The 13,369-nt window shown below is 58.9% G+C and carries 13 protein-coding genes; 6 read left to right on the forward strand and 7 right to left on the reverse strand.

Translation table 11 applies throughout. The features are described 5' to 3' along the window. Positions 1-58: 58 nt before the first annotated feature. Entirely contained in the window at positions 59-1,030 is a 972-nt protein-coding gene (locus DWB23_RS15670; RefSeq protein WP_121743746.1) for an aldo/keto reductase, read from the forward strand. Positions 1,031-1,055: 25 nt separating this feature from the next. Here the strand turns inward: DWB23_RS15670 and DWB23_RS15675 are convergent, their stop codons facing one another. The 4 genes from DWB23_RS15675 to DWB23_RS15690 form a co-directional block, all read right to left on the reverse strand. Beyond that, entirely contained in the window at positions 1,056-1,670 is a 615-nt protein-coding gene (locus tag DWB23_RS15675) for a DUF309 domain-containing protein (protein WP_121743747.1), read from the reverse strand. A 388-nt stretch (positions 1,671-2,058) separates the two neighbouring features. Next, entirely contained in the window at positions 2,059-2,244 is a 186-nt protein-coding gene (locus DWB23_RS15680) for a hypothetical protein (RefSeq protein WP_121744301.1), read from the reverse strand. Between the two features lie 132 nt (positions 2,245-2,376). Beyond that, positions 2,377-3,459, reverse strand: a complete 1,083-nt coding sequence (locus tag DWB23_RS15685; protein WP_121743748.1) for an aminopeptidase — start codon at positions 3,457-3,459, stop codon at positions 2,377-2,379. 92 nt (positions 3,460-3,551) lie between these two features. Then, positions 3,552-4,286, reverse strand: a complete 735-nt coding sequence (locus DWB23_RS15690) for a queuosine precursor transporter (RefSeq protein ID WP_121743749.1) — start codon at positions 4,284-4,286, stop codon at positions 3,552-3,554. 320 nt (positions 4,287-4,606) lie between these two features. Between DWB23_RS15690 and DWB23_RS15695 the strand changes: the two genes are divergently transcribed. After that, positions 4,607-4,801 (forward strand): cold-shock protein, encoded by a 195-nt coding sequence (locus tag DWB23_RS15695; protein ID WP_006187181.1) that lies wholly within the window; start codon positions 4,607-4,609, stop codon positions 4,799-4,801. Positions 4,802-5,147: 346 nt separating this feature from the next. Further along, positions 5,148-5,420: a PadR family transcriptional regulator gene (locus DWB23_RS15700; protein WP_121743750.1), complete on the forward strand. Its 273-nt coding sequence runs from the start codon at positions 5,148-5,150 to the stop codon at positions 5,418-5,420. 220 nt (positions 5,421-5,640) lie between these two features. Here the strand turns inward: DWB23_RS15700 and DWB23_RS15705 are convergent, their stop codons facing one another. Beyond that, the gene (locus DWB23_RS15705; RefSeq protein WP_121743751.1) at positions 5,641-6,081 is read right to left on the reverse strand and encodes a hypothetical protein; all 441 of its coding nucleotides are present in this window, start codon (positions 6,079-6,081) and stop codon (positions 5,641-5,643) included. Positions 6,082-7,696: 1,615 nt separating this feature from the next. On the opposite strand from DWB23_RS15705, the gene DWB23_RS15715 reads away from it, so the two are divergent. Together DWB23_RS15715 and DWB23_RS15725 are read left to right on the forward strand one after the other, a co-directional pair. Continuing rightward, entirely contained in the window at positions 7,697-7,990 is a 294-nt protein-coding gene (locus DWB23_RS15715; protein WP_121743752.1) for a DUF7692 domain-containing protein, read from the forward strand. A gap of 637 nt (positions 7,991-8,627) precedes the next feature. Further along, positions 8,628-8,921 (forward strand): hypothetical protein, encoded by a 294-nt coding sequence (locus DWB23_RS15725; protein ID WP_121743754.1) that lies wholly within the window; start codon positions 8,628-8,630, stop codon positions 8,919-8,921. Positions 8,922-9,127: 206 nt separating this feature from the next. On the opposite strand, the gene DWB23_RS15730 is transcribed toward DWB23_RS15725, so the two are convergent. Beyond that, a complete protein-coding gene (locus DWB23_RS15730) occupies positions 9,128-9,442 on the reverse strand; it encodes a DUF7344 domain-containing protein (protein ID WP_121743755.1) in 315 nt (104 codons plus the stop codon). Positions 9,443-9,754: 312 nt separating this feature from the next. Here DWB23_RS15730 and DWB23_RS15735 point away from each other — a divergent pair, with 312 nt between their 5' ends. Then, entirely contained in the window at positions 9,755-10,942 is a 1,188-nt protein-coding gene (locus DWB23_RS15735; protein WP_121743756.1) for an ATP-binding protein, read from the forward strand. A 622-nt stretch (positions 10,943-11,564) separates the two neighbouring features. Here the strand turns inward: DWB23_RS15735 and DWB23_RS15740 are convergent. Then, on the reverse strand, positions 11,565-12,941 hold the full coding sequence (locus tag DWB23_RS15740) for a winged helix-turn-helix domain-containing protein (RefSeq protein WP_238717480.1): 1,377 nt from the start codon (positions 12,939-12,941) through the stop codon (positions 11,565-11,567). Between the last annotated feature and the right edge of the window lie 428 nt (positions 12,942-13,369).

Consider the following 13,369-nt stretch of genomic DNA (forward strand, 5'->3'; position numbering starts at 1 on the left):
GGCGACTCGAGACGCCGGACAGCGACGTTTTTAACGGTCGGCCGTCGCAGAGGGTCCTATGGAGTACACCACGCTCGGTTCGACCGGGATGTCGGTTAGTCGCATCGGCCTCGGCTGCATGAGTTTCGGCAGCGGTCGGGAGTGGATGCTCGAGCGCGAGGAGGCCATCGAACTCATCGAGCGCGCGATCGACCTCGGAATCAACTTCTTCGATACGGCGAACGTCTACTCGACGGGCGAATCCGAAGCGATTCTGGGCGACGCGCTCGCGGGCTACGATCGGGACGCACACGTCATCGCGACGAAAGTGTACGCCGAGATGGATCCGGACAACCCGAACTCGAGCGGCCTCTCCCGGAAGACCATCGAGCAGGAACTCGAGGCGAGTCTGGATCGACTCGGGGTCGACACCATCGACCTCTACCAGACCCATCGGTGGGATTCCGAAACGCCCATCGAAACCACCCTTCGGGCGCTCGACGACGCGGTCCGTCGCGGAACGGTACGGTACGTCGGCACCTCCTCGATGTGGGCTCACCAGTTCGCCGACGCCTTACGGACGAGCGACAGGCTGGGGCTCGAGCGGTTCGCGACGATGCAAAACCACTACAACCTCTTCTACCGCGAGGAGGAACGCGAGATGCTCCCCCTCTGTGCGAAGGAGGGCGTTGGCGTCACCCCGTGGTCGCCCCTCGCCCGCGGCGTCGGAACCCGCCCGCACGATCGAATCGAATCGACGACCCGCGGCCGGACGGATCAGTACCTGGAACAGATTCCGTACCTCCAGGGCGGCGGCGAGGAGATCAACGAGCGCGTCCAGGAACTCGCCGCCGAGAAGGGCGTGACGATGGCCCAGATCTCGCTCGCGTGGGTGCTCCACAAGGAACGGGTCGACGCCCCCATCGTCGGCACGACGAGCGTCGACCACCTCGAGGAAGCCGTCGAAGCGATCGAGATCGACCTCTCGCCGTCCGAGATGGCGTACCTCGAGGAGCCCTACGCGGCGCTGCCGATCGCCGGACACGAGTGAGCCGGTACGTACCGCGAGGGGCGGCTCAGAACAGTCCATCGACGGACGACTCGCGGGCCTGTCGTCGCCCGACGTGGTCCGTCAGTCGCCGATAGACGAGGCCGCGGTGCTCGTCCTCGCGGACGAAATCGAACAGCAACGTGATGAACCGGCTGTCGTCGTCGCCGGCCTCGAGATCCGCGCGGGCGTACGTCCGGGCTCGCTCGATCGGCTCCGCATCGAGTCCGAACTCGTCTGCAAGGACCGTCGCCGCGACCGCCGTCGGCGCGAACTCGAGTGCGTCGAGCGACGGGACGGTCCCTTCGTGCTCGATTCGAACGGGTCGTCGACGCTCGAGGAGTTCGGGATCGGCCGCGAGGGCCGCGAGGAACGCCCGCACTGGCGGGAGTCGGACGTCCCGATACGCCGCGGGCAACTCGGCGAGGTACTCGAGTGCGCTGTCCGCCAGTCCGGTGGCCCCCTCCCAGTTGCGCTCGCGGGCGTGGTGCACCGCGGCCGTGAACTGGATCAACCCGTGGAGCAGTCGCTCGTCGTCGGTGCCGGCCTCGAGGTCGAGCCAGTACGCCTCCCACGCATCGTGGGCAGCGTGGTAGTGCCCCGCGTTGTAGATCGCGGCCCCTGCCCGAAGCTGATCGCGCATACCGTTCGTAGGGACTCGAGAACCGAGATACTGTCGGCCGTGAGGGGCGGTGGTCGCGATAAAAACGGCGAGTACCGGACACGTACCGCCTCCGGCGGGGCGGGTAGACAACTGTGGAAGGGAGTACGCCGCCGGCCGTAACTGGGTTGGAGTCCCCGAACTGTCTCGGCGACTCCGCCGACACGGGCTACGGCCGACGGGATACATCGGTCGCTGCAATGACGGGCAGCGGACCGCGTGCGGGACGAACAGCGGGTCCCCGACCGGTTACTGGCCGCCACCGGTCATGGCGGGACTCGATGAGAGGTCGGATTGGGATATGAGTATGTCCCGATTTCGGGAGTGTTTGGGATCGGTTGACGACGCACGGGAAGCGAGTAAGCGGATGCTACTCGTCGCGCCGGGGGTGTGATTCGCCCTCGGATAGTTCGTGATCCTCGCGAAGCATCCCCTCGGCCTCGGCTGAACGCCGGTGTTGTGGCGACGCGATCGGCTCGCCCGACCCCTCGATTCGTTCTTCGGGGTCGTCCACCGCAACCCACTCGCGAAGCCGCGAGAGCAGTCGTCCGAACATGGCTGTCTCTACCGGTTTCTCGAGCATAGTTCTTGGGCGTCGCCCGCCGGTCGGGTAACTGTCCGACAGCGTCGGTTCGATGTGTACCCGTTCGAACCGTCGCGATTCGGAGACCGGAGGCCGAAAACCGCGTTACTCCCACCGGAACCGGCCGTTTCGCTGCACGACTTCCCCGTCGATCTCGAGTCGCGAGTCCTCGCTGACGTCGGTGATCAGGTCGACGTGGATCGCGGAGTCGTTTCCCGACTCGCCGTCGGGGAGGTTCGCGTCGTAGGCCCGGCCGAGCGCGAGATGGATCGTATCGCCCATCTTCTCGTCGAAGAGGATATTGTCCGTATAGCGGTCGATACCGCGATTCATGCCGATCCCCAGTTCGCCGAGACGGCGCGCACCGTCGTCAGTCTCGAGGATTTCGGCGATCACGTCCTCGCCTTGCTCGGCGTCGTAGTCGACCACCGCGCCGGATTCGAACTCGAGGCGGACGTTCCGAACGGATTCCCCGTGGAGCGTCATCGGGACGTCGAAGGTCACCTCGCCCTCGGTGGCGTGCGGTGCGGTAAAGACTTCGCCGCTAGGGAGGTTGTGCGAGTCGTACGCGACCGACGCGGCGCTGTTGACCGCGGTGCGGCCGTCGATCCGCATGGTGAGGTCGGTGCCCGTCGAGACGAGGTGAACCTCCGATCCCGAATCGAGCAGCGCTTTCAGTTGTGCCATCTCCTCGGCGAGGGACTCCCAGTCGCGCAAGATGGCGTCGTATGCGAAGTCCTGGTACTCTTCGAACGCCATGTTCGCCTGCTGCGCGAGCGAGCGCGTCGGATGAACCGTCGAGATCCAGCGGGTGTCGAGGCGGGCCTCGCGGATGTCGCTCCTGGCGCTACTGTAGGCCTGTCGGATCTCGCCGGGAACGTCTGCCGTCGCGCTCGTATTTCGACCGCCACCGAGCGAGAGCACGACGTCGGCCCGTTCGAACAGCAAGCGTTCGTACTCCGGGCTCTCGTCGAAGTCGCCGTCGTGGGTCCGGAGATAGGCGCGCTTGATTTCCCCGGAGCTGTACATCGTGAGCAGGTTCGCACCGCGTTCACCGAGCGCCTCGGCGACCGCAACGGCGAGGTCGTGGGCGTCGGGCCCCGCTACGAGCACGACGTCGTCTCCGTCCTCGACACGAGCGCTCCAATCGACCAGCACTGCGGCGTGTTCGCGTACGCGTTCGTCCATACCGGCCACTCGCAACCGATTCACTAAACGCTCCTCGTTTGCCGTGACGAGTCGGTACTCGAGGAGAAACGGAGGAGAGATCGGAGACGGACTCAGGCGGCGTGAGTCTCGTCGGCGGTCGTCTCCTCTCGCGATCGGACGAGCGAAACGACCGCGTAGACGACCGGCGTATCGAGGACGGCGATGGCGAGTTTCAGGAGGTACTGACCGACCATCAACGCGAGGAGGTCGCCGACGCCGAGGACGGGGCCGACGCCCACCAGCGCGGGCGCGAGCGAGAAGGCAATCGCGACGAAGATGACGGTGTCGATGGCCTGGCTGCTGGCCGTCGAGGCGATGTTCCGAAGCCAGAGTTTGTCGGCTCCGGTGTACGCCCGGATGCGGTGAAAGACGACGACGTCCCAGTTCTGGCTAACGACGTAGGCGAGCAGACTTCCGAGGACGATATTCGTCGAGGCACCCAGAACGTCCGCGAACTGCCCGGAAACGTCGGGGTCGGCCGCCGGCGCTGCGATCGTCGACCAGACGAGCGCGAGCACGACGAAGTTCATCGCGAAGGCAACGTTGACGACCACCTGCGCCGCTCGCCGACCGTACAGTTCCGCGTAGCAGTCGCTCGCGAGGAAGGTGAGCGCGTACGCGAACGCCGCACCGGGCAAGACGAGTTCCGCGCCGGTGATCGGCAGCGAGAACGGCAACGAGAACGCGAGCAGCTTCGAGGCCGTCAGCTGTGCCGTGACGAGCGCCGTCACGAACAGCCCGATCAGCGCTACCTGCGCGATCATCGGCCCCGCGGATGGCCGGGACTGCGAGTTCGAGTGGGTCATGCACATCGCGTATCCACTGAGACCACCTAAACGGTTCGAGACAGCCGATACGAACCGCTCGAGCGAGAGACCGACGGCTCAGGAAGCCGTACGGATCGAACACATCAGACAACGGAGAGTCGAAACGGGTAGCAACGGGCCCGGACGGGCACTTCTCACGCATCTAAGAACAAACTACTCTGACATCTATCAATTTCAAAATGTGGAAATAGCGGCACTCTCCCCGAAGAGACGCCATTTCGCTCACGTGTGTGTCTGACTCTCGAGAGGACGAGTATAACACAACTGTTATACGTCTCCCGGGGTTTTGTTGAATCGCAATGGCGAAAGGAAACGTTGATTTCTTCAACGACACAGGCGGCTACGGTTTCATTGAGACGGACGACGCAGACGATGACGTTTTCTTCCACATGGAAGACGTTGGCGGTCCGGACCTCGAAGAAGGCACAGACATCGAATTCGATATCGAACAGGCCCCCAAGGGCCCCCGCGCCACCAACGTCACCCGCCTGTAACACGGCTTCTAGCGTTCGGTAACGCGTTTCAAACCTAATATCATTCTTCGGACGACTACCTCGGAAGCGATAGCTTCGTCCCCAGTCGCAGTCACTGCGGGCTGAGTGGTTTCGGCCGGCGTCAGCTACGTCTCGAACTCGGAACGGGGTACGCCGACGTCACAACGGATACACTCGCCGTCAAACGAAATGTATCTAGATGGAACGTCTGTAGTCCCCGCTTACTAATTCCAGGGGGACCGATCATCGTTAGCGGCTCAGTTAGCCCGTCAAAACGTCCGAGAAACAGTTGATACGAGAACGATAACAAATAGTCGGTTAGTTGGTTTGTCGGTGTGGTTGTAACATGGACGATCTGACCGGATTTCAACGCGATCTTCTGTACGTGATCGCCGGGGCCGACCAGCCGTCGGGCCAGGAAGTAAAAGACGAAGTCGAGAAGTATTACAACAGTGAAATCAATCACGGCCGACTGTATCCCAATCTCGATACGCTCGTCAACAAAGAGCTCGTCGAGAAGGGAGAACTCGACCGACGAACGAACTACTACGCGATCAGCGACAGCGGATACGAGCAAATCGAAGCCCGGAGAGAGTGGGAACAACAGTACATCGATTGACCCGACCTCGAGTAGGGCAGACTGGACTCCTTGTGACAGCTACGGTGCTGTGAGTAGCGTCTCCGACCGCCGCTCGCTCGAGCGACGGCAACGGCACCGGCCGCCGCGAGCGTTGCGACGGCCGGTCGACCAGCGTGGTCGGTTCCTGACCGCTATCGGGCCGACCCGAATTTGGAACCCGTCCTCGAGGCGACCCGACGAGGGCGTTTGGCATCGTCCATCAATTCGTCAGGTACCATCCGAATACCAGTGGAGAGCAAAAGAGTACCAGCGGGACGAGTATCCAGACCTGTCCCGCGAACACGTTGTACTGTGCGAGCGTTACCGCAACCGGTGTTCCCTCGAGATAGCCCACGAGGAACTCGAAACCGACGGTCAACGCCGTCCACAGCGTTCCGACGAGTAGCAACTCCACCGGAAGATACGCGATCGGCGTATTCGTAAAGTACAGGAACGAAAGAACGAGGATCACCGTCGTCAGAACGGCCGTACTGAGAACATGCCCGGGATACGCACCGACGCGAGGAATCAAGACGACTTCTCTCAGTCCGCCGTTCAAAACGGCCAGAACCGCCATGAGAACCCAGACGCCGAGCGGGTACAGGAACACGCGTGGGCGAACCGCCCGAATATCCATACTGGCGATCATCAACGAGGACATCGTCTCACACAGACACCGTACGCAGGGAAAATCACCCGTCCGCGATTTCAGTGACTGTCGTCTTGAGCGACACCAGTCTGTGGACCTATTTCCCGGTCGACCGATCGCAGAGACGGTCCGATCACCCGATGCTCATGGACAGGGTGTACGAGCACTGCGTCTCCCGTTACTTCGGCGGTACGGTGGCGTCGACTATCATCGGACGGACCGGGCGAAAGAGCGCTGGTGGCCGATTTGAACCACCCCTATCGATAACGACGGTGTGGTTAGCACTCTTGATAGTCCTCGGGAAAAGATATTATTTTCACGGTTAGTATAGAAGAATTTAGACCATAAGGGATATGTTCCGGCTCCGCTGACGGGTGCGTATGGTTCGCTACTCGGATGAGCGTTGTTCCGATTGTGGTGGCAAACAGAAGGTACGAGCGGACAGTTCAGTGTGGTGCCCGAACTGTTCCCTGTTCACTTCTCCCGAAGTGAAGCCGTAACAGTCGGCTCTGCTGCACTCCCAGCCTGGAGACGTGTTCGGGCGTGAAACGGATGTTTACGCCACGTGCGTACCGGTCGGTTCTCACCCTTCTCGGCTCGAGTAGGTGGAGAGACCGACGACGTTCGAGAACCCTCTACTAGCAACATCCTGTCCGTTCTGACGGGAGGTTTTTCGTCGGTTACCGTGTCTAGGTAGTATGGCAACCAGGTCTCCGATTTACTGTTGCCTATGTAACGAAACGATCGCTCCAGACGACGACCTCGAGCATCACTTAGTGTACAGCCACAAACCGCGTGAGCTCGCCATGGAACTCGCTTCCGAGTGGGAAACAGAAGAACTCGGCGATGCCGTGTAACCGCGCCTCGTTCGATGGCCCTGACGCGGAACGTCCAGATTTTCCGGGGAACGTCCAGCTGTTAGTACGCGAGAGAAGCGCCAAAAGTGGCGTTTAGAATTTGCTGTCTCCGGCCTTCTGTGAGAGACCATGACGGAAAACCTCGAACCCCTCGCACCAGCGGAAGCCATGAAGATGTACTCGACGAGCGACATCACGAACTCGCGGATGCGACGGTTCAGTCTCACCGTATCGTCTCAAGCAGTTCGTCCAGTGGTGTGAACAGGATGGTGTCGGCAATCTCAACGAATTTAGCGGACGGGACATCCATCGCTTCCGCATCAAACGGGGAAATGAAGACGAACTCGCAACAGCCAGCGTGAAAGGGCGGCTGGCAACCCTGAGAATGTTCCAAGAGTATGATATCACTTTCAAACCCCAGAATCAGAGATTAACTGACTTTTAGTGTTTATTCCTCTGAGCGATACACCCACTCTCGGCGGTATTGCGATATGTTATAGAACCCAAATTGTATAACTGTTAGATGGACGCAGACTAACAGAGGTTCGATCAATTGATTGGTTCCTTTCCCACACGGGGTCACACGTCTCGAGAATCGGTTTCCCGAATATGAACACGAGCGCGAGCACCGCGTGTTCATATTTCGTCGATCGCGAGCGCGATCGCCACGTCGACCGCGCCGATCACCGGCCACCCCGACATACCCTTTATATACAGAACCCTGTTCGCTCACCCGAAAAAACTAGGATATCCGACTCGTGTTCACGAGCATGGTCCGAGACAAGACCGACATTCCCGGCTCGGTTCGAATCCGAACCGACGACGGCAACGAGTGGCGATTCGACGAAATCGAGAAAGCTGCCGACTATTACGACTGTAATCGATCGAATGCAGCCGCGTTCGCCTGTCACGACGTTACCCGGCTCGTCGCGAACGCTCGCCACGTCCTCGAGCGTTCAGATCTCACCCTCGAGCAGCGCCAGGAGATCGCCGACCAGCTGTCGACCGGCACCGTGACGTTTTCTGTCGAGACCGGCGTCGAGGTCGAAACCGGCCGCGACTAGACGTCGTGCGTGGTGCGGGCGTACACCCGCACATCGCCTGTACGCTACGTACACGTCGCCTGCACACCGCCTGTCTGCGTATACGCGATCCGCCTGCGACGCCTGCGCCTAACGCCCATCCGACGTGTACGCGTCGCTCGCCCGTCGCCTGCACGATACGTACATCCGCCCGCCCGTCACACGCCTCACGCCTACACACCCGCCCGACACGCATACAACGTCACGCGGGTCTTCCCGAGCGCGCATTTACGGCGCGCACCCGTGGGGGGGACCCCACCGCGCCTATCTGAACTGCGCGCGCGCGTATTCTGTCGATCGCGACGCTCGAGCCGCACCAGTATCTGTTCTGTCGACGTGAAACCGGCGTCAGTGTCCAAGAATGACGAGATCCACCGGTAGCACCACCCTTTAACACTGGGGAGGTTACTCCGGTCAGTTACCGCATGGCAATTCGAAAAATCAGAGATATTGACGGCTCTGGCGGCGTAACGCTCCCAAAAGACGATCTCCGCCGAGACGGAATCGTAGATTCGGATGGAGAAGTTCTGAGCGCGTACGTGACGATCGATCGCGTTGACGAGGGCGAGTATTTAGTACGACAAGTTGATCCGGACACTCTCTGAACTTCGGTTCAAATATGATCAATTCAATCCCACACCCGCTGACCCCGGTTATCGCAGATCACATCAGCCGATCGAACGTCATTCGCGAACTCCATCCAGAAGTTGTTTCCTCCAGGTACGCCGATGCGAGCACCACCCAGGTGATTCCTGCGTTCTTCTTGCTCACGGAGAAAAATGCATTCGCAGTCGTCGAAAACGAACACCGAGATGGCTACCGAATACTCAGCAAAGGCTCTGTCCACGATCAGGATGCTGTCTACGCCGATCTCGACGACTGGTGTGAACAGCACGGCTATCTTGAACAATAACAGTCGGTAATAGCAGTGGTTCTTTTCCGGAATAAGATCGAAACTGGATCGGGCGATTCGGCAACTACAGGTGCGAACAGAGTACCGAATCGGGTATTCACCGATCAATAGGGAGTCATAGAACAGTTCACAAGGTGTTTGATTTCATTGCCGCTAAAGGTAAATCTCGTGCTTGGTACAGGAGAAGCACAGAACAAAGTCCACCGTCACGGAATTACGTCGCGAGCGAATCTGGGATTGTCAGAGTCCTCAATGAGATCGAGCAGCAGTCGAGCCTCATCGAACTGTGGGCCCTTTGCAACCATTCCTTGCTCGCGGTCCCAGTCAACAAAGCCTGCATCATCGAGTTTCGGGAGGTGGGTGTGATGGAGGGCGATTTCAAACGACTCAGGCGGCACCTTGTAGATACTTGGTTCATCAGGTAGCGCGTTAAGGTCGATCGGCGAATTACGCTCGTGTAGGACCTCCAACACCCATCGTCGCGTGGCATTGGACAAGGCCCCAAAGGCCTCTTCACTCATAATATCACAGATCCACAGCCAACCGAATACGCCGTATGCAGGAGACTGCCAGTGAAAATGATATTTCACCTTAGAAACGTCCTCCCTTCATCCGCTTTCAGATATCATCCACCAATGCTCAAATATAAATCACTCAATATCTTTATTTTTCCGCTGTCGTCCTACCACACAAGCTGTTGTCCTGCCGAACACTCCACTTGTAGCTGTAGTGAGCGAATAGAGGAAGCGGAGAACGCGGGTACGAGAACCGTTGTATGACACCCTCTGACAAATTCAAAAGGGCTATAGTTGGTCCCACTCCCAATTACCTCAATGCGCCTCTGGGAACGCTTCGTAGGCGTTATAGGTGGCAGAAATGTGATTATAGCTCTCGGCGGGCTGTACCTCATACTCGTTATAGGCTGGCTGCTCATGCCGACCTCTCCGCAGATGACTCTTGCGAATACTCTCATCGTTGCCTGCTTTATCGGCGGCTCTGGTGCCCTCCTCCTCGGTGGCGGATATCGATTGCCCCGCACCGACATCCACCCGAGATTCTACTCCACTATTGCCGGCTGGTGTCTCGTCAGTATTGGGGTAATGCTCGCTATTCTCGCGCTCTACAACTTCCAGCCCGGTCCAGGCCTCTCTAACCCAATCCGGTCTGTGCTTATGCTTACAGGGTTCAGTTCCGTCGCCGGATACGGTGTCGGGACGTACGCTGCGCAAGCGAAAACACGGGCCCACCAACTTGAACGGCAAAATTGTCTGCTGGAACAAACACAAAGACAACTCGAAGAATCGAACCAACGACTCGAGCAGTTTGCGTACGCCGCATCTCATGATCTACAAGAGCCGCTCCGAATGGTTTCAAGTTATCTGGAACTTATCGAGCACCGATACGGTGACGAACTCGACGAAGATGGTGAAGAGTTCCTCGACTACGCGATTGACGGATCGGAACGAATGAAAGAGATGATCCAGGGGCTGCTCGAATATTCACGTGTAGACACGCAGGGGGAACCGTTCGAGCCCGTTGATCTTGACGAGGTGCTTGCCAACGTTCGCAAGGATCTCGAACTACAGATCAATGAGTCCCACGCCACTATCGAAACCGGCGAATTACCACGTGTTGAGGGTGATGAGAGACAATTATACCAACTCTTTCAGAATCTCCTTTCGAACGCGATTGAGTATAATAGCGACGAACCGCCACGAATCGACGTTTCCGCTGAACGTGATGCCGAGAAATGGGTTATTTCGGTTTGTGATAACGGCATCGGGATCGATCCAAAGGATCAAGACCGCGTCTTCGAGGTATTCCAACGGCTTCACAGCCAAGAAGAGCATTCGGGGACGGGAATCGGACTCGCACTCTGTAAACGAATTGTCGAACGACATGACGGCGAGATTCAGATCGATTCCACAGCTGGCGAGGGGACGTCATTCACGTTTTCGTTACCAGCAGTGCTCAATAGTGCAGATAGCCACTCTACACAAAACGACTCAGTATCGACCTGAATAGTCTATTTTACTGCGTCGGTACATTAGCGGCCTGAAACAAACGCAGTTGGTGGTGCTGAACTCAATCTCTGTATTTAGCATGGTATTTATGACGCCTTCTGGAGATAGAGAGTGCCGCCCGGTAACGTCTCCACTGTACTTGCCGCGAGAAAGTTGAGTCGCCCTTAATTTTCTCCCGTCCTAAGGCTCTCCGCTAGCCGCTGTTATCACGGTCCCACCATCTGTAACAGTCACTCTCGAGCACTCAGCCGCGTGGTTTCTGCAGATCGGCCTTTCCTCGAGCGCGGCGCGCGCTCTGCGCGCCGCAAGATTACCCTGCCCCCTTAGGGGCACCTACGGTAGGGGTGCCTGCTAGTCGCGGTGCGTATACCGATCCCTGAAACGCCAGATTTAGGACCGTACGTACGCTTACTCTCCCGTCACCACATAGCCAGTTTTCGCTCCAACTCGCCCAAAACGGTCCGCTTTCGCTCGTTAACACGCTGGTGAAAGTGAAATACGCGTCAACGTGAGAACTTGTCTGAAATACCTGTATGATTCGGTGAAAGTTATCGACGAAACACGCGAGAAAAGACGTCTGCTGTAGCTATTCGACCGAGCAAACCGAACCGACGCAGGGTTATCTCAGTCGGCCCGGCAGCTCGTCAGCGCGAACCCGAACGTCGCGATCGTCGAGCCGATCGCGGTCGTACTCGAGCGCGATATCAGCGAGCGACGCACTCAGCGTCGCGAGGTACTGGAAGCCGATCTCGTCCGGATCACTGGCGCTATCAGGCGCTGGTTCGTCGTCGGTGCTCTGTTCCTCACGTTGTTCCTCACGGCGCTCAGTGCGTTCCTCAGCGCGTTCTTCCATGTCTTCGGGCATATCCTCCGGCCGCACTTCTCGAAGGATCTCGCGAGCCCGCTCGAGGAGCGCCTGGGAAACGAACACAACGAGTACCGGATTCCCAAGTCGTTTGACGACACCAGCTTCCGCGAGTCGAGCGACGTGATACCGGACCGTCGATCTCGCGAGCCCGGTCCGCTCCTGGAGACAGTCGTAACTCGCGCCGGTTTCCTCAGCGATCACGCGGAGGATATCGTAGACGGCCGTCGTGCTTTCCTTGAGCGCTTCCCGGTAGATATCCGTCGCCAAGTCTTCGTACCGGTTCTTGAGCATCTGACGGCGTCCTGTCGGACGTTCGAACTCCCACGGTGGAGAAGTCGGTCCGTCGAAGAAATCGTCGGCCACGAGGTCCGAGCGCTCGATACCGGCCCATTGCGCGTGCGTAGCGACGATCGCGCGGAGGTGATCCATCACCGTATCCCACTCGTCAATGTGGGGGAGTTCCCCACCGTTCACACCAGCGTAAGACGCTTCGAGCTTCGGGTGGTGGAACGGATCGTTTTTGGGCTTTTTGTGCCAGCCGTTCGCCTGGTACAGCTTCAGTTCCGTACTGTAGCGCTGCTCGTCGAACCCGAGCAAATACCATCGATCGGTTTCGACCTTCGCCTCGAGCCAGCCTTCTTGCTGGCGCCGCTGGTGAGCGTCGATCTCCGACTCGCCACCCCAGGCGACGAACTGCTTTGATTGTTCCATCGTCTCGACGACGGCGTTTTTCTTCGCGATCAAGAAGCGAATGTGCGCTTCGGCTCTCGCGAGTTTTCGCGCGTCGTCGACGCGATCGCGAAGGTCGAGCGCGTCGTTTCCGTACACCGCGAGAATCGCGTCATACATTCGGCGTTCGATCTCGTAGGGATCTTCTGCCCAGGTCGTCCACGCGAGCAACCGCGTTCCTTCTCCGTGTGGACACTCGAGCGGATCGCCGGACTTGTAGACCATATCACGGAACTGGGGCATGATCTCGACGTGTAACGCCAGCGGTGGCTTTCGAAGCGACCGCTCGCCGTTATCGTCTTCTGGTCCCCACTCGCGGAGCTTCAGGTGCTGTTCGTAATACGCGCGGTAGTCGTCACCGCGGCCGGTGCCTGCTTTCCAGCGCGACGACGTGAGCACAGCGCGTAGTCGCCTCCAGGTAACCACTCGGCGTCGAAATCTTCGACGGCAATATGCGGCTCGAGGTCGCGATCGCCGACGTTCGGTATCGAAGTCTGATCAGTGGATCCGCTGAGTACGGAATATCAATACGACACCGATTGGTCTTCTGCCGATGTGCCAACGGAATGCCTGGCGCGCTCACATGTATGCGACTGGGCTACCATCGGACAGGTCACTGAACCGATAAGGCGACTGCCACGCGAGAAGCGGCCTGAAACCTGGCTTCACAGCCAATAGGCTGGGTGGGATGAGAGGAAGAAGTCAGACGTGAGGGATTCTCTATAGCTAACGCAATGCTGGATACGCGTGCGTGTTGATCGAAAAGTCGGTACCAATATCTGGTGGATTGGGAGTACCGCCAAGTTGTGCTGAACACACGGCGCGAG

Origin of the sequence: Natronorubrum halophilum (assembly GCF_003670115.1) — an archaeon.
Taxonomy (GTDB): Archaea; Halobacteriota; Halobacteria; order Halobacteriales; family Natrialbaceae; genus Natronorubrum; species Natronorubrum halophilum.